General features: G+C 45.7%; 22 protein-coding genes and 1 tRNA gene. 13 read left to right on the top strand and 10 right to left on the bottom strand.

The annotated features are described in order from the left end of the window. The coding region (locus tag Q0393_RS09650; RefSeq protein WP_298979790.1) for a hypothetical protein at positions 1-1,931 on the bottom strand (1,931 nt) is incomplete at its 3' end. 807 nt (positions 1,932-2,738) lie between these two features. Then, positions 2,739-4,160 (bottom strand): Do family serine endopeptidase, encoded by a 1,422-nt coding sequence (locus Q0393_RS09645; RefSeq protein WP_298979788.1) that lies wholly within the window; start codon positions 4,158-4,160, stop codon positions 2,739-2,741. A 168-nt stretch (positions 4,161-4,328) separates the two neighbouring features. On the opposite strand from Q0393_RS09645, the gene Q0393_RS09640 reads away from it, so the two are divergent. From Q0393_RS09640 to Q0393_RS09630, 3 genes are all read left to right on the top strand, one after another. Then, positions 4,329-5,243, top strand: coding sequence for a DnaJ C-terminal domain-containing protein (locus tag Q0393_RS09640; RefSeq protein ID WP_298979787.1), 915 nt, complete (start codon positions 4,329-4,331; stop codon positions 5,241-5,243). Positions 5,244-5,255: 12 nt separating this feature from the next. Next, positions 5,256-5,567 carry a helix-turn-helix transcriptional regulator gene (locus tag Q0393_RS09635; RefSeq protein ID WP_298786524.1) on the top strand — a complete coding sequence of 104 codons (312 nt, stop codon included), beginning with the start codon at positions 5,256-5,258 and terminating at the stop codon, positions 5,565-5,567. Positions 5,568-6,053: 486 nt separating this feature from the next. Next, the gene (locus tag Q0393_RS09630) at positions 6,054-7,685 is read left to right on the top strand and encodes a cation:proton antiporter (protein ID WP_295152028.1); all 1,632 of its coding nucleotides are present in this window, start codon (positions 6,054-6,056) and stop codon (positions 7,683-7,685) included. A 291-nt stretch (positions 7,686-7,976) separates the two neighbouring features. Here Q0393_RS09630 and Q0393_RS09625 read toward each other — a convergent pair whose 3' ends face one another. The 4 genes from Q0393_RS09625 to Q0393_RS09610 form a co-directional block, all read right to left on the bottom strand. Next, the gene (locus tag Q0393_RS09625) at positions 7,977-9,089 is read right to left on the bottom strand and encodes a hypothetical protein (protein ID WP_298979785.1); all 1,113 of its coding nucleotides are present in this window, start codon (positions 9,087-9,089) and stop codon (positions 7,977-7,979) included. A 266-nt stretch (positions 9,090-9,355) separates the two neighbouring features. After that, a complete protein-coding gene (locus tag Q0393_RS09620) occupies positions 9,356-10,165 on the bottom strand; it encodes a class I SAM-dependent methyltransferase (RefSeq protein ID WP_298979783.1) in 810 nt (269 codons plus the stop codon). 403 nt (positions 10,166-10,568) lie between these two features. Then, positions 10,569-11,243 carry a methionine ABC transporter permease gene (locus Q0393_RS09615; protein ID WP_298979782.1) on the bottom strand — a complete coding sequence of 225 codons (675 nt, stop codon included), beginning with the start codon at positions 11,241-11,243 and terminating at the stop codon, positions 10,569-10,571. Positions 11,244-11,330: 87 nt separating this feature from the next. Next, positions 11,331-12,008, bottom strand: coding sequence for a response regulator transcription factor (locus tag Q0393_RS09610; protein WP_297882598.1), 678 nt, complete (start codon positions 12,006-12,008; stop codon positions 11,331-11,333). A 327-nt stretch (positions 12,009-12,335) separates the two neighbouring features. Here Q0393_RS09610 and Q0393_RS09605 point away from each other — a divergent pair, with 327 nt between their 5' ends. The 5 genes from Q0393_RS09605 (at position 12,336) to Q0393_RS09585 (ending at position 15,355) form a co-directional block, all read left to right on the top strand. Then, a complete protein-coding gene (locus tag Q0393_RS09605) occupies positions 12,336-12,632 on the top strand; it encodes an HU family DNA-binding protein (protein WP_291937435.1) in 297 nt (98 codons plus the stop codon). Between the two features lie 69 nt (positions 12,633-12,701). Beyond that, positions 12,702-12,788, top strand: a tRNA-Leu gene (locus tag Q0393_RS09600). A gap of 115 nt (positions 12,789-12,903) precedes the next feature. Next, positions 12,904-14,337, top strand: coding sequence for an acetyl-CoA carboxylase subunit A (locus tag Q0393_RS09595; RefSeq protein WP_298979780.1), 1,434 nt, complete (start codon positions 12,904-12,906; stop codon positions 14,335-14,337). A gap of 9 nt (positions 14,338-14,346) precedes the next feature. Then, positions 14,347-14,628 (top strand): hypothetical protein, encoded by a 282-nt coding sequence (locus Q0393_RS09590; RefSeq protein ID WP_298979779.1) that lies wholly within the window; start codon positions 14,347-14,349, stop codon positions 14,626-14,628. Next, on the top strand, positions 14,621-15,355 hold the full coding sequence (locus Q0393_RS09585; RefSeq protein ID WP_298979777.1) for an arginyltransferase: 735 nt from the start codon (positions 14,621-14,623) through the stop codon (positions 15,353-15,355). The genes Q0393_RS09590 and Q0393_RS09585 overlap by 8 nt, the downstream gene beginning before the upstream one ends. A 509-nt stretch (positions 15,356-15,864) precedes the next feature. On the opposite strand, the gene Q0393_RS09580 is transcribed toward Q0393_RS09585, so the two are convergent. The 4 genes from Q0393_RS09580 to Q0393_RS09565 form a co-directional block, all read right to left on the bottom strand. Further along, the gene (locus Q0393_RS09580; RefSeq protein ID WP_298979775.1) at positions 15,865-16,683 is read right to left on the bottom strand and encodes an ATP-binding protein; all 819 of its coding nucleotides are present in this window, start codon (positions 16,681-16,683) and stop codon (positions 15,865-15,867) included. A 759-nt stretch (positions 16,684-17,442) separates the two neighbouring features. After that, on the bottom strand, positions 17,443-18,165 hold the full coding sequence (lptB, locus tag Q0393_RS09575; RefSeq protein ID WP_298979774.1) for an LPS export ABC transporter ATP-binding protein: 723 nt from the start codon (positions 18,163-18,165) through the stop codon (positions 17,443-17,445). Next, entirely contained in the window at positions 18,158-18,565 is a 408-nt protein-coding gene (tsaE, locus tag Q0393_RS09570; protein ID WP_298979772.1) for a tRNA (adenosine(37)-N6)-threonylcarbamoyltransferase complex ATPase subunit type 1 TsaE, read from the bottom strand. The genes lptB and tsaE overlap by 8 nt, the downstream gene beginning before the upstream one ends. Then, positions 18,549-18,794 carry an RNA-binding S4 domain-containing protein gene (locus tag Q0393_RS09565; RefSeq protein ID WP_297904011.1) on the bottom strand — a complete coding sequence of 82 codons (246 nt, stop codon included), beginning with the start codon at positions 18,792-18,794 and terminating at the stop codon, positions 18,549-18,551. The genes tsaE and Q0393_RS09565 overlap by 17 nt, the downstream gene beginning before the upstream one ends. Positions 18,795-18,882: 88 nt before the next feature. Here Q0393_RS09565 and Q0393_RS09560 point away from each other — a divergent pair, with 88 nt between their 5' ends. From Q0393_RS09560 to era, 5 genes are all read left to right on the top strand, one after another. After that, on the top strand, positions 18,883-20,103 hold the full coding sequence (locus Q0393_RS09560) for an argininosuccinate synthase (RefSeq protein ID WP_298979770.1): 1,221 nt from the start codon (positions 18,883-18,885) through the stop codon (positions 20,101-20,103). A gap of 173 nt (positions 20,104-20,276) precedes the next feature. Further along, the gene (gene rplI, locus Q0393_RS09555; protein WP_297960775.1) at positions 20,277-20,720 is read left to right on the top strand and encodes a 50S ribosomal protein L9; all 444 of its coding nucleotides are present in this window, start codon (positions 20,277-20,279) and stop codon (positions 20,718-20,720) included. Then, on the top strand, positions 20,713-21,261 hold the full coding sequence (gene hslV / locus Q0393_RS09550; protein ID WP_297961944.1) for an ATP-dependent protease subunit HslV: 549 nt from the start codon (positions 20,713-20,715) through the stop codon (positions 21,259-21,261). Before rplI ends, hslV begins: the two co-directional genes overlap by 8 nt. Beyond that, the gene (gene hslU / locus Q0393_RS09545; protein ID WP_298979769.1) at positions 21,258-22,577 is read left to right on the top strand and encodes an HslU--HslV peptidase ATPase subunit; all 1,320 of its coding nucleotides are present in this window, start codon (positions 21,258-21,260) and stop codon (positions 22,575-22,577) included. Before hslV ends, hslU begins: the two co-directional genes overlap by 4 nt. A gap of 515 nt (positions 22,578-23,092) precedes the next feature. After that, the gene (gene era, locus Q0393_RS09540; protein WP_298979767.1) at positions 23,093-23,962 is read left to right on the top strand and encodes a GTPase Era; all 870 of its coding nucleotides are present in this window, start codon (positions 23,093-23,095) and stop codon (positions 23,960-23,962) included. The last annotated feature ends 17 nt before the right edge of the window (positions 23,963-23,979 follow it).

Here is a 23,979-nt window from a genome sequence, read left to right as displayed (position 1 = left end):
CTATTGGCTTGACCGCCGCTTACGATACCGTCCACCTTAGCGCCGTCTAAGGTTACTTTATTATCGTGGGTACTGCCGCCACTCGTATTAACGCCGCCACCGTTGACTTGATTTTTGGCGTGAGTGCGAGTTAAATTTACGGTATTGTTAAATGAGTTTACGCCTCTTCCGCCAAAAATCGTACCGCCTACTTCGCCGTCTTCTATATCTACTATATTTCTTGAAGCATCGTTAGTAGTGGATGTGCCGCCGTAAATTTCACCGGTTACGACGTTATTCCCTCTAAGTTTGACATGGTTATCTTCCGCTTTGCCACCTGCTGCATTACCACCATAAATATTCTCGCCGACTTTGGAGCTAGTCAAAAATACCCTACTGCCGGTTACGGCGCCGTTAGAGCTTTCTCCGCCGGTAACGCCCTTTTTAAAAGTCGTGCCAATAGAGGTTACTTTATTATTTGAAGCGCCTGTTTTGCTCTTGCCGCCTATGGCTTGTTGACCGATCTCGCCGCCGGTCAGATCTAAATAACTATTAGTAACCGTTCCGCCGCGACTTTCTCCACCGATCAATCTTCCGCCTATTTTTGCGCCACCATTAATTTTTGCGTAGTTATTCGCGACATCTTTATTGTTGCTTCTTCCGCCGATTGCATCACCGCTTATCTCACCGCCTGTTAGATCTAAATAGCTATTATTAACAGTGCCGTCGTAGCTAAGCCCACCAAATACTCCGTCATCGCCAGCAACATTCGTGCCCACGACTTTACCACCACTCATATCTACATGAGCTCCATCTATGTCGCCGTAATATGTAAAAGCGCCATAAATCGCTTTATCTACGGTACCGCCGCTGATGGTAACATAATCGCCCTGGCTATTGGAAGCAAGATTATGAGCGTCGTTTCTATAATAACTTCCGTATACGTAGTTAGTTACATGACCACCCTCTATAGTAGAGTGATTTTTTTCGGTTTTGCTAACCATATACGCGCCGTTGATATTTCCAACTTCGCCTTTTTTCAACCAACCGTGGTTGTTTTTAGCCGTTGCCTTACCGCCGCCTCCGGTAATGCCGCCGCCTGTACCGTTGGCGACCAAAACATCAGTGACTTTAGCGCCGTTATTATCTATAGTTACGACATTGTTTTGCAAAATAGCGGTGCTATTTTCTGCAGCTATTACTCCATTTACGTTTGATAAATTTACAACACCGGTAATATTTACTTTATTACCGTCTGCGCCGCCGTTTTCTACCGCAGCACCCGCGATTCTACCGTCGATGATAGGTGTTCCACTGATATTTACTTCATTATTATTTGCTTGGTTTGTACCGGTCGCTCTACCGCCCATTAGCGATGTGCTGTTAAAATTATTAAAATTCTTGTAGTATATCTTAGTAGCGCCGCTAACATTTACGATATTGTGTATGGCGTCTCCGCTATTGCTTGCTCTGCCGTACCACGTGCCGTTACCGCCGAGTACGACATAATGAACTTCTGCGTCATTCAAATTTACAGTATTGTTTTGTGCGCCTTTTCCTTCGCCGCCCACAAGTATCGCCACCGTAGCGCCATTATTGACATTAAGTATATTATTATTTGCCGAGGTAACTTGCTCATATAAAAAACCCTGCCCCAAATTGGTACCATCGCCGTTGCCTCCACCATAGATCGTGCGCTTCCAAGTACTTTCGCCGCCCGAGGTAACGCCTCTTATTGTTACGATATTATTATCGTTTTGTCCGTGAGCATTTGCTTTACTTTCAAAGCCGCCCGAGTAATTTTCGCCTGATGATTTATATAATTGACTTGGGGTGCCGTCACTTTTAGTTACCGTTATGACTCCATTACCGGCTAAAGCTTGTGAAGGAGCAATGGCTAAGCATGCCGCCAAACTTAAACCGGAAATAATCGGTATCTTAATATCTTTCATAGTTGTAATCCTTCGTAAAAAATAAAAACTATCCATTATACTATAAAAATACCTATTTACAATAAATTTAATACAATTTCTAACGAAAGGTAGCTTAATGCGAAAAAATGGGTATTGTGATGCAACGTTTTCGATAATAAAGTAAAATTTCAGCTTATTTTTGTTATCGAAGCTTAAACGAAAAATTACGATTACAAAATGATGAAATTTTAAAATTCCGACTTTAAAATTTAGCCAGCGGAATTCCCAAGAAGTGACGTAGCTGGAAAAAGTGATAGAATAAAAAGGTGGTAGTTTCTGGTAGCAGAAATATGGTAGGGCATAAATTTTATAAATTTGGATTTATAGAATTTAAAGTGAAGTAATATATATGAGAGGAATTAAAATTTGAAGTAATTCTAGGCTAGAAGCACATGATTCTACGGTATGTCGTTTAAAATTTTAAAGCAGTTCCAGGTGAGTCGAAAAAACGATAAAGTAGCGGCGCGAAGGGTTAAATTTTAAAAATTCTAAGTGAAAACAAAAGCAAAATTCTAAGAATTTCAAGCGAAATCGGGGCTTTCAGCGGAGGTGCTTTAAAATAGCAGAGGGCTTTCGGCAGCATTTTAATGCTCACCAAAAGCCCATTTTTATAGTTTATGTATCTCTTACGCTCGAAAGCTAGGAATTTCGCTTGTCAAAAAGCCCAAAATCTCAAAAGTTTCTGCTTACTTACTCGCAATGCTCCGCTAATGCTTTGTCCCGGGTTTGCCGCGGTTAAATTTTAACGCTTTCGCGTTTCTCGCCGCTAAGCTTGGTGGACCAAGCTTAGCGGATTACAAGACCTTGCGGAATTCCGCGTCTGATAACCCAAACTAGGGTTTTCTTGCCCTTGTAATCTTTGATGTATCGATCGAAGTCGTCTGTGCTTTTGACATCGTTTTGACCGACTTGGATGATCACGTCGCCTACCTCAAAGCCGTAATCATCGGCTTTTGAGCCATCTTTGACGCTTAAGACGAGGGCACCCGAGACATCGTCGTCGAGGTTATATTTGCGGCGCAAGCTGTCATTTAACGTCCTTAGCTTTAGCCCCTCTATTGCGCTTTTTGAGTCCTCGCCAGCTGAGCCTAAGGTGGTGGAGTCGGATTTCATCGCGTCTAGCTTGATAGTCGTGCTCTTGCTTTTGCCGTCGCGCTCAAATTCTACATCCACTGAGCTTCCTGGAGCCATTGAGCCGATTAAATTTTTTAGCTCGTTGGCGTTTTTGATAGATTTGCCGTTTATTTTGGTAATCAAATCGCCGCGCTTGATGCCCGCTTTATCGGCAGGCATGTCTTTTTCGACGCTTGAGATTAGTGCACCCTCTTTGCTTTCATAGAGCTCTTTTTGGTCTTTAGACATATCTGAGATTGTAACGCCTATAAAGCCACGCTCGATCTTGCCGTTTGTGATGAGCTTTTCAGCGATCTCTTTTACCATATTTGAAGGGATCGCAAAGCCTACGCCGTTATTTCCGCCGCCGCGACTTAAAATAGCGGAATTTATTCCCAAAAGCGCGCCGCGACTATCCACTAGCGCGCCGCCTGAGTTGCCCGGATTGATCGAAGCGTCGGTTTGGATGAAATTTTCGTATTGATTTAATCCGATGTTGTTTTTATTTAGTGCTGAGATTATGCCTTGAGTGATGGTGCCGCCCACGCCGAACGGATTTCCGATGGCAAAGACGATGTCGCCTTCCATAGCCTTGGACGAGTCGGCAAATTTAACCGCAGAGAGATTTTTTTCGTCGATTTTAATGATTGCAAGGTCGGTTTTAGGGTCGGTGCCGATTACCTTGGCTTTATACTCTTTATCGCCTTCTAGTAGTGTAACTACGATTTCGTCGGCATTTTCTATTACGTGATTATTTGTGACAATATAGCCGTCTTCGGAGATGATGACACCAGAGCCTAGCGAGCTTCCCTCGCGCTCCTGCTGCTGCGGAATGTCAAAGTCGAAAAATTGCTTAAAAAACGGATCGTCAAACATCTGTGACATCGGGCTGTTGCCTGCTTTGATCTTGGTTTTAGTTGCGATATTGACGACGGATTTTTTTACGTCCGCAAGTGAGCTGTGATACGAAAGCACCACGTCTTGATTAAAGCCCGGATTTACGCGCTCATAATTGCTTGGAGCTTCTTTAATGTCGATACTGGCGCCAAAAAGCGTACCTGCTAAAGCTATCGATATGATGATCGATTTTTTCATTTTTGCTTCCTTTGTGATAATGAAATTTTGGCGGAATTATAAATTTTGTCCGCTAATATATTCTTAACGCAAAATTAAAATTTATAAATAGAATTTAGCAAACTTGATTGACACTCACTAAAGTTTTATGATATAATCTACATAAATTTTAAGATTTTAAGGATTAAAATGGCAAGCACAAGCAGTTTATACGAAACCTTAGGCGTGGATAAATCAGCAAGCGCCGAGGAGATTAAAAAAGCTTACCGCAGGCTGGCTCGCAAGTATCACCCGGATATCAATAAAGAACCAGGAGCTGAGGATAAATTTAAAGAGATCAACGCCGCGTATGAAATTTTAAGCGACGAGAAAAAGCGCGCGCAGTATGACCGCCACGGCGACGAGATGTTCGGCGGACAGAATTTCCATGATTTCGCGCAGGGCTCGGCAAACATGGGTGATCTAAACGACATCCTAAACAGCATTTTCGGCGGCTCTTTCGGCGCAAAAAGCGCAGGCTCGCGCGGTGGATTTAGCTTTAGCACATTCGGCGGTGGCGAGGGTTTTAGTGGCTTTAGCGGCAGTAGTTTCGGTGGCGGATTTGGCGGCGCGCAGAGCCTAGATACGCACAGCTCGATTGAAATTCCTTTTGAAACCGCGATACAAGGCGGCGAGATGAGCGTGCGCGTGGGCGGCGAGACGGTTAAATTTAAAGTACCCGCGGGCATCAATGCGGGCGAAAAGCTGCGCATCAGGGGTAAAGGACAAAAATCAGGTGCTCAAAGCGGCGATCTAATTTTGGAAATAAAAATCGCGCCAAGCTCCGAGTATACGCGTGAAGGCGACGATCTTTTCAAAAAAATCGACGTGCCTTTAAAAACGGCGATGTTTGGTGGAAAAGTAGAAATTTCGACGCCAAGTAAAAGCGCAACGATAAAGATCGCAAAGAATACCAAAAACGGGCAGAAATACCGCTTAAAAGGCTATGGCGTGCAAAACCGCAAGAGTAAAATTTTAGGCGATCTATACGCGGTGGTAAATGTCGTTTTGCCCGACGTCGATTCGCTGGACGAGGACGTCAAAGCCGCGCTGCAAAAGCTATAAGGAGGCATCAAAATGCATGATTACGATGAGCCGGTCTATCTCATATCGATAGTTTCGAAGGTCCTAGATATCCATCCGCAGACGCTGCGGCAATACGAGCGCGAAGGACTCGTAAGCCCGGGGCGCACGGAGGGCAAGATGCGCCTGTACTCGGCGCATGATATGGACCGCATACGCATGATTTTAAACCTTACAAAGGAGCTTGGCGTCAATCTTGCGGGCGTGGACGTGATCTTTCGCCTGCAAGAAAGGATCGCCGAGTATGAGCGCGAGATCGAGGAGCTGCGGGCTAAAATTTTAGAGCTTGGCGGAGAGACAGAATAAAGGTCTGCGAGATAAAGATTAAAGCTTAACAAAAATCGAGATCTTAGCGCTATAAGCTAAAATTTTAATGCTATCAAAAAGCAAGATCGCCTCGCAAGCGTAGATCCAAGCGATAAATTTTGACTTTCAGAGAGGATTTGTGGGTGCGTTAAATTTAAAGTTGCGCTAAGCAAACCCAAGTAAATTTGCTTGCGATTAAATTTAAAAGCCGTCTTATATAATTTAGCTTTAAAATTTAAAATTCCAAGCCGTGTTAGGCTTTAAAATTTTGCCGCGAACCTCTAAATTTAGCGATAAAGTGCGACATAATTTCTCTATTTTTAAGCGGGATTTTAGTAGAATCACATTATAAAATTTACCCGTAAATTTATATGAAAAGATAAATTTCATCAATTATCGCCTCCGGTAAATGGTCACGGATAATGTAAAATTTGACAATAAATTTAGCGCTAAATTTTACGTATAATCTTACAAAAAAGGGAGTTAATGGAGCTTGTTATAGAGCTATTTCTTGCGATCACCGCGCTTGCGATAGTGCTAAATATCGTTTTTAAAATCTTTGAAATTCCCACCATCATCGGCTATATCGTCGCGGGCGTGTGCTTTTCGCAGATCTATAGCTTAAGCAGTGTCGAAAACGCCCATATGTCCGAGCTGGCGGAATTTGGCATCGTCTTTTTGATGTTTACCATCGGGCTTGAGTTTAGCTTCCATCACCTGATGAGTATGAAAAAGGACGTGTTTTTTAATGGCATACTCCAAGTACTCGGCACCGGTATTATCTTAGCGCTCATCATCGATCAAGCTTTCGGCGGAAACATAAAAACCGTGATGATTATCGGGCTTGCGCTCGCGCTTAGCTCTACGGCGATCGTGCTAAAAACGCTCAACGAAACAGGCGAAATCAACCAAAACTACGGGCGCAAGGTGCTTGGGATCCTGCTCTTTCAAGATCTCGCCGTCATCCCTATTTTGCTGATGATTGACATATTCGGCTCGACTGACAATACCCCCGTGAACTATCTAATCTTAAAAACCGCTGTAAGCGCCGCCATAGTGGTAGTGATCCTTTTCGTGCTCGGTAAATTTGCTTTTAACCGCTTCCTCTACTACGTCGTAAGGACAAATTCTAAAGAAATTTTCATCGCGACCATTCTTTTTACTGTCGTGGGGGCTAGCTTTTTGGCGCATGTTTTTGGTTTTTCGTACACGCTGGGCGCATTCATCGCGGGCATGCTCATCGCAGAAACCGAGTATAAACACGAGATAGAGGCCGATCTGACGCCGTTTCGAGACATACTGCTGGGGCTTTTCTTTATCACGATTGGCATGCAGATAAATTTTGAAGTAATCGTCTCGCACTATGGGCTGATCCTGCTCGCTATTATCGTTATAATGGCGCTTAAAACGGTTGTGATTTACGCGATCTTATTTCTCTCGACCGGCAAAAGGATAGCGCTAAAAGCGGCGCTGTCGCTATGCCAGATAGGTGAGTTTGCGCTTGCGATCTTTTCGCTACTGATGAGCCGCGATATGCTAAGTAAGGAAAACGGGCAAATTTTAATTACAGTCGTAACCGCGACGATGATTTTAACGCCGTTTATTCTTAAAAATTTAAACAAAATCGCCAACCGTTTCGAATCTAAGGTTGAAAAGCTCGAGGATGAGGAGCATAAAACTCAAATCCCGCCGATGAAAAATCACATCATTGTAGCAGGCTACGGCAGGATAGGGCAAGAAGTTGTGCTACGCCTTAAAGATCAGGGGCTGCTATACGTAGTCGCCGAGAGTGATTTAGAGCTTGTGGATCTGGGCAAATCGCGCGGAGAGAATATATACTTTGTAAATATAATGCAAAAAACTGCGATCGACGAGCTGCATGCGCGCGATGCGTCGGTCATCATCCTGACGATCGCAAATCAGCAAAAGCTCGACATCGTCGCTAAGATGCTAAACGGCTCTAATTTAAAAGCAAATATCATAGTGATGCATACGGGCGCCGATCCGCAAAGTGAGTTGCAGAGCGAATACGGCGAAAATTTTATCTTCGTAAAAAAGGAGAGAGTAGTAGCCAATGCACTTTTGCAAGAGGCGCTGAAATGCAAGCTAACGCAGTAGCCTTGAGCGTTTAAGATCAAATTTAAACGCATTTGCTATGCCTAAAATCTCCACGCTTCTTTATTCTTACTTCTACACTCAGCTAATTTGGAGCGTTTTAATAAACGCAGATAATAGATATATTTAAAGATGGCGGGCTTGCAAATTTAAAGACGCAAAGTGCTGCTTTGGATTGATTTAAATTCTAAATTCAAGCTGTTATTCCACAGCAAAAGGATACTCCGACAAGGAGCTGATGAAATATATTTGCGCGATAAAGTTATTTAAAAATTCGTTTAAATTTTACTAATTTCACTCTTTTATCTCTTTATAAACGCTTAAGTTGCGTGCTAGGCAAACAAGGGTAGTAATAACGGACACAGGCGTCACTGCTAGAAGATAAAATAAGCCAAAAAATAGCCCTATATCGTTAGATTCACTACCGCCGCCGGCAAGCCATAACGCTATAGCCATAATGGGATAATACAAAACTAATGTCACAATCGCAAAATTTTCTATCGCGAAAATCGTATTGCTTTTTTCGGGATTTTCTACGAAAAATTTGCTGTATCTGCGTTTTGAAAAGAAAAATATAATCGTGCAAACGGCGCTAATTATAAACGCCCAGTGTAATTCGTACGAATTTGGTAAAAATAAAATCAAAAAAACCGTTGTCGCAAAACTCGCGAAAGTAAATCTGATCAAACGGTGAAGTTGATATTTTTGCTTTAAATTTTTTGCGATTTGTGCTAGAGCTTTGCCGTACTCTAGCGCTTCCACTTTGCTTTGGATAGATTCTGCTTCAAGGCTCGTGTCATTAAATTTTTGCTCAAATTTAGCGGTTTCATCTTGGGTAGCTTGCGCCTCGCCGTTTGTTTTGTTAAAATTTTGCTCGCCGGAAATTTTATCAGCGACCGCTCCGCTAATTTTTGTCTTCGATTTTGGCGCTGGTAGATACACGGTCTCATCGGCGTCAAATTCCGGATTTGCGTTATATGTTATTATCGCCACCGGAATAGCGATAAAAATAGCGGGTATAATCTGACGCGTATCCCAGTCTATGTGATATTTTATCTGTAAATAAAATCCGACAAAAGCATAAAGAACGTAAAATATCGCAGCCACATGTATGCATATAAGCATAAAGGCTTTATCTGCATCGCTAAATAAAAGCAGGGCGTATTTTTTATACTTCAGCCTGTTTAGGCAGACGAGTATATTTATCGCAGATAGCGCAAGCATGCATAAAAACGACATTATGGGCGCATCATGTACAAACGTAAGAAACACGACGATATAAATCAGGAAGGTCAAAAGTGCCCCTAAAAACAGATATCTACAAAAGCGAAATCTATCGTAGCTTTTTAAAATTTCTTGCGGAATTTGGCTGATGTCCGCGGGGATTTTGTCTTTTTGCGTTTGCATTTTACCGCCTTTCCTGGTTATTTTAGCTCAAATTTTGCTTTTTTACTCCGTAGTGTTTTAAATTTAATGAAGCGAGATTTTTTTGGCTTGCTTCTTTTTTAGCAGGCAAACAATCTCGATTTTGCATTAAATTTTTAAAAATGAATACTTACCGGCTCTTGCAATTTTATCGATAAAATTTTTGGCAGGCTAAATTTACGCTTTTTTTCTAGCTAAATTTAGCTTCAAAATTTATCCTGCTTCATTCATAAAATAAGGCAACCAAGCTAAAGCTCATCCATTTTATCCACCCGCACGAACGCCCAGTGCATAAAATCTCGCTTTGGCTCGTATTTGCCGCTGTTAAAATACTCCGCCAGCAGTGCTTCCTCCGTGCCGCTTAGCTCGCCGCCAAGCCCCCAGCGCGTCTTTTGCACAAACTCCTCCACACTTTTCGCTCCGCCGCCGTGACACCAGGCTTTGATATAGCTGAGGCTCGGCAGATAGCCCATTTGAAACAAGATATTTAAAAGATAGACGAAGCCTGGCTTTTGTTCCACTTCGCACCCTATCGCGTCCAAAATATCCCCGTCCACGAAGCTGCTGCCCACCTTAAACGTGATATACAGCGCCTTTTTGGTCTTTGAAAGAAGCTTATTAAGCGCAGTTTTTAGATCGTCCACCTCAAGGCAGCGCGAGGCGAAAACGACGTCGCACGCGGGCACGTCAGACCAGTCGTCCTCGAAGGCTTTTTGCGCAAATTTCGCATTTTTCGCGCCGTAGGCTTTAGCGTTCTCGCGGGCGAATTCCAGCATTTTGGGCGAAAAATCATAGCCGTAAATTTGATCCACCTTTTCCGCCGCCAGCACGCTTAGCGCGCCTGCGCCGCATGCGAAATCAAGCAGCGTGGAGACGCCAGCAAAATCGACCTTGTCTATAAACTCGCGCGCGTAGGCGCTTTTCATCACGCCTTCGTTGAAGCTGGGCGCCTTTTTATCCCAATGCTCGGCCAACTTTTTGCCGAATGAGCTTTTTGCCTTTTGCGCCTTATAAAGCGCGTCAAAGTCGATATCATCGTAGTTTGAAGGTAGAATCATAACTATCCTTTTTAAAATTTTGCGAGCAGATCGCACCGATTTTCGTTAAATTTTAGCGTAAATTTATGCGCCGCCCCAAACCCGCCTGAAATTTCAAACCGCCCGGCGAGAAATACTAAGGCAAGCCCACCTCTGTGTATTTTATATGCTCGAAATTCTTTAAATTTTTACCGAACGATTACAGTTAAATTTTAAATCAAAATTTTTACTCTGCCGCTACGAACACGGAGAATGGATGCCGAAGCTAAGCGTAGAATTTCAATGCAAGCAAGAGTACGAATAGCCGAATAGCCAGATACGAACACAAAAAGACAAAGCTTGGGCGCAGTCAAATACCGCTTGCGGTATGCGTCATTGCTCGTACATTTACTTTTCGCGATAGCAAGAGGCCCCGTCTAAACCCCTACTTTTTCGTAATTTTATAGAGTAAATTTCCGATGCTTTGGATTATCTGCACGAGCACGATCAGGATCACGACTGTGTATGCCATTATATCGGGGCGGAAGCGCTGAAAGCCGTAGCGGATCGCCACGTCGCCGAGCCCGCCGCCGCCGACCGTGCCCGCCATCGCCGTAAATCCGATGATGACGATGAGCGTGAGCGTAATCGCGCCGATGATGCTAGGCAGCGCCTCGACGAACATCACGCGAAAGATGATCTGCGTCTTGCTCGCGCCGAAGCTCTTCGCCGCCTCGATCACGCCGCTATCGACCTCCAGCAGCGCGCTTTCGATGAGCCGCGCGATGAAGGGCGCCGAGCCGATAGTAAGCGGCACGATCGCCGCGGTGGTGCCGATACTCGCACCGACAAGAAGCTTCGTAAGCGGAAAGAGCACGATCAGTAAAATTATAAACGGAAAGCTTCGCAGCGTGTTTATCGCGACGTCCAGCACGGCGTAGATGATGCGGTTTTCGCAAAGCCCGCCGCGACGCGTAAGGATAAGCACGATCGCAAGTACGAGCCCTAAAATAAACGCCAAAGCCGTGCTTACGAAGGTCATATACAGCGTCTCTAGCGTCGCATTTAGCAGCAGCTTCGGTATCGCTCCGCTAAAAAATTTTTGTATCCACTCTATCATATTTATCCTTTCATTTTGCGTCCGTTTGCGCTATATTGGGCTTTTCACCATTTTAAATTTTAAAATTGACGGCGTACGCAGGCCCGCTTACTGTATCAGCTTGTATCCTACGCCGCGGATAGCGTGGATGTAGCTAGGCGCCTTAGACGTTTCGCCGAGCTTTAGACGGATGCGACCGATGATGACGTCGATGCTTTTGCTCGAGGATTCCTCGCTTATGGAGCTACAGTTGTAGATGAGCTCCTCGCGGGTGATCGCGCCGCCTTCCTTTTTGATGAGATACGAAAGTACGTCGTATTCGGCGATGGTGAGCGACAGGGGCTGTCCTTTGAAGCTGATGACGTGGCGGAAATCATCCACTTCGAGGTCTTTTTTGGGCTTAGCGGCGCGCTGAAGCGAGTTTATGTCGTAGCGCTCGATGTGGCGTTTGATGCGCGCTAAAAGCTCTTGCGGATTATAAGGCTTTGGCAGATAATCGTCCGCGCCGAAGTCAAAAGCGTTGATCTTATCGGTCAGATCGTGGCGGGCGCTTGAGATTATGATCGGTATATCGGTGTTTTTGCGGATCTCTTTGCAGACCTCAAGCCCGTCCATCCCAGGAAGCGTGAGGTCTAAAATCACGAGGTTGAAATTTTCTAAATTTAGCTTGGAAAGCCCCAAAAACGGATCGTCCGCGACGGTGATATCGATATCGTATTGTTGCAGATATTCGCTTAAAATTTCGGCGAGTTCTAAATCGTCTTCTATCATTAAAATTTTAGTCATAAAAAACCTTTGAAATTTTGCGCGGATTATAACAAAATATAGTTTATATATTTTAAAGCGGCAGGCTGGGGAGAAATTTTATAAAAATGAGGCGCGGCGGGGAGAAATTTTGAATTTTTTTTGAAATTGGGCAAAATTTCAAAAATCGACCCCAAAAATATGGCGAAATTTTGAAATTCCAAGAAGCAAAATCTGAAAAATTGACGAATTTGGGCTAAATTCGGCTAAATTTTGCCGATTTTTGCGTTTTTTTCTTAAAAAACTATTGTATTTTTTGCGAAACTATTGTAGAATACCGCCCAAACCACTTTATTTTAAAGGATTAGCATGAAAAAAGCTGATTTTATCCAAGTAGTTGCCGATAAGGCAGGTCTTTCTAAAAAAGATACCGTTAAGGTAGTAGATTCTGCACTTGAGGCTATCAAAGAGCTTTTGGTAAAAGGTGATGACATAAGCTTCATCGGCTTCGGATCTTTCGGCATCGCAGAGCGTGCAGCTCGCGAGGGTAAAGTTCCTGGCACAAACAGAACTTACAAATCTCCTGCTACTAAAGTAGTAAAATTTAAAGTCGGCAAACAGCTAAAAGAGGCTGTTGCAGCTGCAAAAGGCAAGAAGAAAAAATAATTTTCTTGCTCCAAGCCCCGTCTTCGGGGCTTTTCTCTTTTAAATTTATGCAATCATAACTTTTTAAATGCCCGAGTGGTGAAATTGGTAGACGCACCAGACTCAAAATCTGGCGAGGGCGACCTCGTGTCGGTTCGATTCCGACCTCGGGCACCATAAATATTCTTTAAATTTTATCCGTAATTTCAACCGCCTTTTGTAAATTTCAACTTGCTATAAAATTTTTTATACTATTATTACCGCGGTATTTTTTTAAAAGAGGCAATTATTTATGATACGTAAAATTCTTATTGCTAATCGCGGCGAGATCGCGGTTCGCATCATTAGGGCCTGCAGAGATCTGCATATTAAAAGCGTCGCGATCTACACCAAACCCGACATCGATTGCTTGCACGTAAAAATCGCCGATGAGGCCTACGAAGTAAGCGCGGACGCGCTAAAAGGCTATCTGGATGCCAAAAAGATCGTCGAAGTCGCCAAAGAGTGCGGTGCTGATGCGATACATCCGGGATACGGCTTTTTGAGCGAGAATTTTGACTTTGCAAGAGAGGTCGAGGACGCGGGCATTATTTTTATCGGCCCAAAGCCCGACGTTATCCGAAAAATGGGCAACAAAAACATCGCTCGCTATTTGATGCGCAAAAATGGCATTCCGATCGTGCCGGGCACCGAAAAGCTCAATCACGAGAGCATGGATACGATCAAAAAATATGCGCGCGAGATCGGCTACCCCGTGATTTTAAAAGCTAGCGGCGGCGGCGGCGGACGTGGTATCCGCGAGGTGTGGGACGAGAAGGATATGCAGAGCGCCTACGATTCGTGCACGAGGGAGGCGAAAACATTTTTTAACAACGATGAAATTTTTATGGAAAAACTCGTCGTCAAACCGCGCCATATCGAGTTTCAGATCATCGGCGATAATTACGGCAACATCATTCACCTTTGCGAGCGCGATTGCTCGATCCAGCGCCGCCATCAAAAGATTATCGAGATTGCGCCGTGCCCTTCGATAAGCGAGCATCTACGTAAAACGATGGGTACGACCGCGGTAGCCGCAGCAAAAGCGGTGAATTATACCAATGTCGGCACGGTGGAATTCCTACTCGATGATTACAACAATTTTTATTTTATGGAGATGAATACCCGTATCCAGGTCGAGCACGGCATCACCGAGGAAGTTACGGGCGTCGATCTTGTCGTGCGCCAGATCCGCATCGCAAACGGCGAAATTTTAGAGCTTGAACAAAGCGATATTAAGCCGCACGGCTATGCGATCGAGGCGCGTATTACCTCCGAAAACGTCTGGAAAAATTTCACCCCGGTTCCCGGCACCGTTAGCGATTATTATCCTGCACTAGGTCCCTCCGTGCGCGTCGATAGCCACATCTATAAAGACTATAAAATTCCGCCGTTTTACGACTCGCTTCTAGCCAAGCTTATCATCAAGACCACCGACTACGATCTAGCCGTCAATAAGCTCGAGCGCGCGCTGAAAGAGTTTCGCATCGAGGGGGTGCGTACGATCATTCCGTTTCTGCTTAGCATCAGCAAGTCGCGCGAGTTTCGGCTCGGCTTTTTCGACACTAGCTACGTCGAGAAAAATTTAGCTAAAATTTTAGAAAACACCATCGACGATATGCAGCCCGGTAAAAACGAAGCGGTCGCCGCTATCGCCGCTGCGATGCGCAAATCGGCGCGGATTTAGGAAAGAGTTATGGATTTTTTAGATAGCCTAAAAGATATAAAAAAGGATATGCTTAAGGACAAGGCGACGAGCTCTGCGCTCAAAAAGCCTAAAAAGCTCAATCCTAATCGCGACGAGTTTAAAGATATTTTCAGAGATGATGATTTAAGCCTGCAAAGCGGGGGCGGCTTAGACGGCGTCGCGGAGGAATTCGACGTAGCCAAAGAGAGCATCGCCGCACGCGAAAAGCGCCTCAAAGACGAGTTTTTAAAATACGTGGACGCGGCAAATATCAAAAAGCTGAATGACTGAAATTCCATTTTGCACGCTGGATTTTGCCTGCCCCTATCTGGACGGCAGAGCCGCGCGCAGCGAGTATCTCTACGTAAAAGGCTGCGACTTTGAATATAATTCAAGCTTAGTGCAGCACGGCTACCGCCGCTTCGGCAGGTACTTCCAAAAGCCCATTTGCGCAGCCTGTGCGGAGTGCAAAAGCCTACGCATCGATGCTTCAAAATTTAAATTTAGCAGATCGCACCGCCGCGTCTATAAAAATAATCGCACGACCGCCTATGCGTGGCAACCTCGCCCGCTTTTAAACGATGCGCGTTTGGAACTTTTTGCGCTCTATCACGACTACATGCGTCTAAAAAAGGGCTGGCCTCTGCAAGAGATCGATTTTGAGCGGTATGATGAAATTTACGTCCAGGGCCACGGAGACTTCGGCAAAGAAATTTCTTACTACGGCGAGGACGGGCGGCTTATCTGCGTCGATCTTATCGATATCGTGGATGACGGCATTAGCTCGGTGTATTGCTACTACGATCCGTATCTGCCGCATCTAAGTCTGGGTAAATTTTCGCTTTTAAAACAGATCGAGTTCGCCCAAGATCTGGGGCTACGCTGGATCTATCTGGGCTACGCGGTGAAGCAATGCCCGAGCCTGGCGTATAAATTTAGCTACGAGCCGTATGAAATTTTAACCTCATATGTAGAGCTTGACGCCCCCGCTGTGTGGGAGGGGCGCGTAGAGGGGTAAGTTATGAAATTTTAAACTCATCCACAGAGCTTGACGCTCCCGCCGTGTGGGAAGGCGCATAAAGAGGCAGGTTCTGCGCGCGAGGGCCCAGGAGCAGCCTAGGCGTACGCGCCGCATATAATCGTAAGCTCCGCGCCCGTACAGCGACAGCGCGCAGTAGCCGAGATCATGCCGCCGCGTAGAATTCGGTCGCGCGCAGATACGACGCGGTATGTTAAAAGCACGCCTCGGCGTCCAAGCTCACGCTGAAATTAGCGCCGCTCGGCCTGCGAAAATATCCGCGGCGAGGAAATTTAAGGCGATGGAATTTAAAATGAGGGCAGATGGATTTGCAAATTTTACGGCAGGCTCGGCATTTGCATATTGCAAGACGACACACGCGACTTTTGGGCGTACTTGGCTCTTGAGTGCGCGAAAAAGGACGATTGGTTTCGGCACTGTAGAAACTAGCTTCGATTCTCTAGCAGATACCGCCGCTTAAGCGGCGGAGTAAAAAGAAAACGGCTTATTCAGGGCAAATTTATTAGCTCGACTTTGTTTTCCAGCGATTTTGGGATCAATAAAACCTTGCCGTCGCTTGAGATGTCCGCAGGTCTTTGCATCGCGCCGAGGTTTATTTTGCGTATCTGTCCGTTCGCATCGATACGCCAAATTTTACCGCTTAAAAGGTCCTCGCCCCAGTCGCTAACTAAAATTTCGCCGTTTTTTCCGCGCGCTATGCCGTAGAAAACCCCTTTCATATCGGCAAAGATCGAAATTTCGCGAGATTTTAGATCCATGCTTAGCACGCGCCCCGGGACCTTTCCGCTAAGATCGAAGGTGGTGATCAGAAGCTTATCGCCTTTAGCCAAAAGTCCGTTTGGGCTGCCTAGCGATGGATCGATGCGTACGAACTCATCCGCGGTGCGCGAGAGCAGGTCGATGCGCCAGATCCTCCCACGCGCGGGATCGCTTGCGAGCAAAACTTCGCTGCCGAGCGCTACGACGTCGTTTAAGACCTGCGCTCCTTCGATTTTTAGATTGAAAACCTCCTGACCTTTGCTAAAGCCTCTGATCGCATCCAGATCGCACACGTAGAGCACGCCCGCGATCTGCGCCATTCCTCCCGGATTTACCAGATCGTCTATAAAATTCGTCTCAACGACGTTGGAATTTTTCACGATCCTGCTTATAAAGCCGCTTCTGCCTAGCGAATCTTCGTTTTTGCCGCGATTTGCGATATAAAAAGCGTCATCGGTAATGAGCGAACCACTAGGTGCGCTAAATCCGTCGATCTCTAGGCCAAAAAGCGCGCCCGCCAAGGCGCACGAAAGTAGAACTTTTTTCATAATCTCTCCTTGATCTCGCCAAAATTCTAAGAATTTTAAAATTTAAACCGAAAACGCCGGGCGCTGGGTTAAATTTTAAACTCCGCGGCAAGCTTTAAGATGAGCGAAATTTAAACCCGCAGAGCAAATAAAAGTGTAATTTTAATTAAACAAGGCGGCTTAATCGGCAAAATTCTAGCGGGTCGGAAGGCCTTGCTTCGCGCGTCGCTTTTAATTTGATGCGTCGAAGCCGAAGCGAGTAGGTCTGTGTGCGCTTTGGTTTACGCCATCGCTCGCGGAATTACGCTGTAAAATTTAGCTACATCGCGCGGACCGCAAGTTTCGCATACGTAATTTATTTAGGCAGTTGCTTTAAAATTTTAATTCTACGAGCAGATATTCTTTTGCAAATTGTGGGCGTGATTTTGATGCGCAGATGAAAGCGTTACGTTTAAAGACGCCTCCGCTTTAAAATTTGATTTAATTTAAATAAAGTGTGATTAAAATGCGATTTAAATTTTATGTACCACGGGTATAAATTGCGGTCGCGAAAAGAGAACCTGCCGCAAAAATTATTTAAAATTTGCAGTGCACAAAACGCCCTTTGAAATTTAAAAATTTTAAAACGAACCTAGGTACTTTTCAAAAATTTAATACGCGAAATTCAAGTGCACGACTAATCGCAGCCGTACACTTGAATTTTAAATCGTAAAATTTAAATTGCAGAAATTAACGCGCGCGCCGAAGCGGGAAGTGAAAATCCAAAGCGCTCCGGTCAGCTTAGATGCTAAAATCCTCGCCGAGGTAGAATTTACGGACATTTGGATCGCTGGCTATCTCTTTTGCGGTGCCGCCTGCGAACAGCTCGCCGTCTTTGATGACGTAGGCGCGGTCGCAGATCGCAAGCGTCTCGCGGACGTTGTGATCGGTGATGAGCACGCCGATGCCGAGCTTTTTTAGGTCTCGCACGATACTTTGGATGTCGCTAACGGCGATAGGATCGACGCCCGCGAACGGCTCGTCCAAAAGCAGAAATTTTGGCGTTATCATCAGGCTTCGCGCGATTTCGCAGCGCCTGCGCTCGCCGCCACTTAGGCTCACGCCTTTGCGCAATCTGATCGGCTCGATGTTGAGCAGATTTAGCATCTCATCGACCTTACGTGAGGCTTCGGCTTTATTTTTATAGGTAATCTCCGCGGCGAGCATTAAATTTTCCTCAACGCTGAGCTCCTTAAAGATGCTGCTTTCTTGTGGTAGGTAGCCGATGCCGAGCTTGGCGCGCTTATGAAGCGGAACCTTTGCGATGCTGCTCTCATTAAGCAAGATATCGCCACCGCTAGCGCTTATCAGCCCGCAGATCATATAAAACGTCGTGGTTTTGCCCGCGCCGTTGGGACCCAACAGCCCCACGATCTCGCCATTGTAAAGTTCTAGCGAGATTCCTTTGATGATCGGCGTGCCTTTTATGGTTTTTTTTAGACTCCTGACTTCCAGTTTATGCATAGCTTACCTCGTATTTTCGCCCTTGCGCGTGCGGCGTGATCCTCACTACGCAAAAATCAAGCTCATATTTTTTAAGTAAATTTATCAAATTTTCATCCGCCCATTCGATCAGATGAAGCCCCTCTTCAAATAAATTTTCAAATAGCCCGTTTTTTAAAATCCCCTCACAGCCGCCGCTATAGATGTCGTAATGATAAATTTCGCCGTAGTTTTGCATGATCGAAAACGTAGGTGAACTCACGTGCTCGTCTAGCCCGTGCGCCCGCACGATCGCGCGCGCAAGCGTCGTTTTGCCGCTGGCAAGATCGCCGATTAGCAATATTATGCCGCTTTTTGGCAGCGCTTGCACGAGGCGCGAAATTTCATCCTCGCCGCAGATGAGTTCAAAGCTCTTGGACATACTTTGCCTGCTCGCTTTTGGGCGTATTTTTTGCGCTAGGAAAGGCTAGGACTTTAAAGCTTTGTTTTCTATCTAAAAAGCTTATTGTGATTACATCGCCGATTTTAAGCTCTTTGGCGGGCTTTGCTACCGCGCCGTTTACGGCTACGACGCCGCTTTTGCACATATCTTCGCTGATGGCGCGCCGCTTAGTGATATTTACTGCGTTTAAAAATTTATCGATTCTCATAGGCGTGAGTTTAGCGATATTTGCCTTAAAAGCAACTATTAAACTATTTTTGGTAGAATTTCGCCAAATTTTACGTAAAGGATTTGAGATGGCAAAAGATGTAAAAAAGGTCGTTTTGGCGTATTCCGGAGGACTAGATACTAGCATTATTTTAAAGTGGCTCGGCGATACTTACGGCTGCGATGTGGTGACTTTCACCGCAGATATCGGTCAGAATGAGGATTTGGAGCCGATCAAAAACAAAGCTGTGAAACTGGGCATCAAAAAGGAAAATATCTTCGTAGAGGATCTGCGCGAGGAATTTGTGCGCGATTACGTATTTCCGATGTTTCGCGCAAACGCAGTTTATGAGGGCGAGTATCTTTTGGGTACATCGATCGCACGCCCGTTAATTGCTAAAAAACTAGTCGAAATCGCGAAAAAAACCGGCGCGGACGCCGTAAGCCACGGCGCGACCGGTAAGGGCAACGACCAGGTTCGTTTCGAACTTGGCGCATATGCGCTAAATCCCGATATCAAGGTGATTGCGCCGTGGAGGCTATGGGATCTGAACTCTCGCGAGAAATTGCTTGCCTACGCTAAGAAAAACGGCATCGACATCGCTTCAAAGCCCGGCAAGTCGCCGTATTCGATGGATGCTAATATCCTTCATATCTCCTACGAGGGTTTGGTGCTGGAAGATCCAGCTCATGCGCCTGAGGAGGATATGTGGCGATGGACCGTGAGCCCTAAAAATGCGCCAGATAAGAGCGAGATCATCGAGATCGAATACAAGCACGGCGATCCCGTGAAGCTAAACGGCAAGGCGCTTAAGCCGCATGAGATGCTAGCTGCGCTTAACGAGCTCGGCGCTAAAAACGGCATCGGCAGGCTCGATCTTGTAGAAAATCGCTACGTCGGCATGAAGAGTCGCGGCTGCTACGAAACTCCGGGCGGCACGATCATGCTAAAGGCTCACCGCGCGATCGAGAGCATCACGCTAGATCGCGGCGCGGCACATCTAAAAGACGATCTGATGCCGCGCTACGCCGAGCTCATCTACAACGGCTTTTGGTTCAGCCCGGAGCGCTTGCTGCTTCAAGAGCTGATAAATAAATCCCAAGAGCACGTAAACGGTAAGGTTAAGCTTGAGCTTTATAAGGGCAACGTGACCGTGCTAGGCAGACAGAGCAAGAGCGATAGCTTGTTTAATACAGATTTTGTGACGTTCGAAGAGGACAAGGTTTTCAATCAAAAGGACGGCGACGGATTTATCAAGCTAAGCGCGCTAAGATTTATCATCGCAGGCAAGAACGGACGCAAGCTTTAGCTGAAATTTTGCCGCACGGCGGACGGGCAAATTTCACAAAACGAAATTTTAAAATTTATCGAAAAAGCGCGAGCGGCTGCGGGCAGGTTTCATGAAATTTCACTAAATTTCAGATCCGTCCGCGCCGCTTATAAAATTTTATAAATTTAGAGTTAAATTTAAAAGGATAGTGGATGAAAGTATTATTGATCAAAGACGTTAAGGGGCTCGGAAAGGCGGGCGAGATAAAAGAGGTCAAGGACGGCTATGGCAATAACTTCCTAATCGGCAAAGGCTACGCTAAAGCTGCTACGACTGAAGTTTTGCGTAAATTTGAAGCGGATAAGAAAAAGCAAGCCGAGCTTGAAAAATACGAGGTCGCGAGCCTGCAAAAACTAGCCGAGGAGCTAGCTAAGATCCGCGTAAAGATCGTAAAACAGACGGGCGAGAGCGGCGCGCTTTTCGGCTCGGTTACCAAAGATGAGATTGCAACCGCGCTAAAAGAGCAAAAAGGGATCGAAATCGATAAGAAAATTTTAGAGACCGAAGCTATCAAAACGACCGGGATCTACGACGTAAATGCCAAACTAAAGCACGGTATAAGCGCTAAATTTGAGATAGAGGTGGCTAGTGTTTGAAGCAACTACCATTTTAGCCTACAAAGGCGCGAAGGCCTCTGTCATCGGCGGCGACGGACAGGTTACGTTCGGAAACACCGTCTTAAAGGGCAATGCGACTAAAATTCGAAAGATCGGCAAAGATGGGGGCGTCTTGGCGGGCTTTGCGGGTAGCACCGCCGATGCGTTTAATCTTTTTGATATGTTTGAGAAGTGCTTAGATGGCGCAAAGGGCGATCTTTTAAGGGCGGTGATAGAATTTAGCAAGCAGTGGCGCAAGGATAAATATCTGCGAAAGCTCGAAGCGATGATGCTGGTGCTGGATCGCAAAAATATCTTTCTGCTTAGCGGCACGGGCGACGTGGTAGAGCCGGATGACGGCAAGATCGCAGCGATCGGAAGCGGCGGGAATTACGCTCTTAGCGCGGCGCGAGCTTTGGATAAATTTGCAAGCCTAGACGAGGAAGAGCTCGTAAAGCAAAGCCTTAAAATCGCGGGTGAGATTTGCATTTACACGAACGAAAACATCAAAACATACGTAATTTGGGACGAAAAGAGATGATGACGCCAAAGCAGATCGTAGAAAAACTAGACGAATATATAATCGGACAAAATAGCGCCAAACGCACGATAGCGGTGGCTTTGCGAAATCGCTACCGTAGAATGGCGCTTGAAGATGAGATGAAAAACGAGGTGATGCCCAAAAACATCCTAATGATCGGATCTACCGGCGTAGGTAAGACCGAGATCGCGCGCAGGCTTTCGAAGATGTTCGGGCTTCCTTTTATTAAGGTCGAGGCGAGCAAATATACTGAAGTAGGCTTCGTGGGGCGCGACGTGGAGAGCATGGTGCGCGATCTGGCTGCCGCGTCGGTAAATTTAGTGCGCGGCGAGGAATTTGAAAAAAACAAAGACAAGATCGATGATTACATCAAGCGTAAAATTTTAGAAAAAGTCCTTCCGCCGCTTCCGCGCGGCGCGAGCGAGGAGAAGATCGCAGATTACGAAAAAAGCTACGAAAAGATGGCGGCCAAGCTCGAGCGCGGCGATCTGGATGATCTTAGTATCGAGATCGAAGTAAGCGAAAACGCGCTTGAGTCAAATCCGAATTTGCCGCCCGAGATGGCGAATATGCAGGAAAGCTTCATCAAAGTAATCGGAATTTCGACGCGCAAAAGCAAAAAAGAGATGAAGGTCAAAGACGCCAAAGTTGCCCTCAAAAGCGAGGCTAGCGAGAAGGTCTTAGATATGGAGAGTATCAAAGCCGAAGCCGTTAGGCGCGCGCAAAATGAGGGTATTATCTTTATCGACGAGATCGATAAGGTGGCTGTCTCAAGCGGTAATAGCGGCAGGCAGGATCCGAGCAAAGAGGGGGTGCAGCGCGATCTGCTCCCGATCGTGGAGGGCAGCAGCGTAAGCACGAAATTCGGCAATATCGACACCGATCACATCCTTTTTATCGCCGCGGGCGCCTTTCATATCAGCAAGCCGAGCGATCTCATACCCGAGCTTCAGGGGCGCTTCCCGCTTCGCGTCGAGCTTGACAGCTTGGACGAGGCGGCGCTGTGCGAAATTTTAACTAAGCCCAAAAATTCGCTTCTTAAACAGTACTCGGCGCTTTTAAAGACCGAGGGCGTGGAGCTGGAATTTAGCGAGGACGGGGTTAAAGCGATCGCGAAATTTGCGGCGAGCACGAACGAAAAAGTAGAAGACATCGGCGCTAGAAGGCTGCATACTATAATGGAAAAGGTGCTTGAGGATATCAGCTTTGAGGCGGATAAGTTTAAAGGGCAAAAGATCGTCGTGGATGAAAAGCTCGTAAGCGAAAAGCTCGCAGACATCGCAAGCGACGAGGATCTGGCGAAATACATTTTATAAGGCGGCACGGTAGCTACTCTTAGAATTCTGCAGAGTCGCGGAATTTTGCGGATAGCGAAAATTATGCGCTCTTAGAATTTGCAAAGCGCTGGAATTTCGGGCGCAAAATGTAGCGGAATTTTAAAATGCGCAGAATTTCGTCCTTTTAAATTTGACGATGCTTTGAAATTTTAAGATTGTAAAATTTCAAGGATGATTTAATTCTGCGCGGCGCGGACTATATATAATGTCGTCGTGGGATGAAATTTAAAATTTCGTAGATAATATTTACAAAGCTGCAGAATTTACAGCTCGCGAGATTTAAAGTGGATAGAATTCTGCGCCGAGGCGGGTAAAATTTAGCGCTACCGTGCAGCTTGAAATTTTAAATTTTATCCGCTTATGTGATGGCAGAATTTCAAATTTCAACCGCTTGTGCAAGAGCCAGCCTGCGCAAAACTAGATTTTAGAATTTACCCGCAAGAGCTTAACGCTGCGGTCGCGAACAGGATAAAATTTATAAATTTAAGGAAAATATGAAAAGCGGATTTGTAACGCTCATCGGGCGGACCAATGCGGGCAAGAGCTCGCTGTTAAACTACCTCTGCGGCGAGAAAATTTCGCTCGTCTCACACAAGATCAACGCCACGCGCCGTAAGATTAACGGCATCGCGATGAACGGCGCAGATCAGGTGATTTTCACGGACACGCCGGGGCTGCACGAAAGCACCAAGCTGATGAATAAGCTGATGGTCGAAGTGGCGCTCGGGGCGATTGAGGGCTGCGATCTGGTGCTGTTTTTGGCGCCCGTGCACGACGATACCTCAGAATACGAGAAATTTTTAAATTTAAACCCCAGCACCAAACACATCGTGATTCTAACCAAAATAGACGAAGCAAACGACGAAAAGATCGTGCAAAAGCTGCTGCAATATCAAAAATTTACCGATAAATTCGAAGCGATAATCCCCGTTAGCATCAAAAAAAGGGTCTATAAAAAGCAGGTTTTGGATGAAATTTGTAAAATTTTGCCCGAGCATGAGTACTTTTACGATCCTGAAATTTTAAGCGCGACCAACGAGCGCGAAATTTACCGCGACTTCATACTTGAGGCGATCTTTGAGAGTATGAGCGACGAGATCCCGTATTGCAGCGACGTCGTGATGGAAAAAGTGGTGGAAAAACCCGGTCTGATCTCGGTATATGCGCGGATCATAACGGACAGCAATTCACACAAAGAGATGTTAATCGGCAAAAACGGCGAGGCGATCAAACGGATCGGAATTCGAGCCAAAAAGTTAATTTCAAATTTTTCTAAGGTCAAAATTTACTTAAAATTAACGGTTTTTGTAAAAAAAAGCTGGAAAAATGACGAATTTAGGGTAAAAACCGATTTTATCTATTGACATTTTATTTTATTTCT

It is taken from the genome of uncultured Campylobacter sp. (assembly GCF_938015785.1).
Taxonomy (GTDB): domain Bacteria; phylum Campylobacterota; class Campylobacteria; order Campylobacterales; family Campylobacteraceae; genus Campylobacter_B.
The sequence above is the reverse complement of the archived record's forward strand: the minus strand, read 5'-3'. Positions and strand labels throughout refer to the sequence as shown.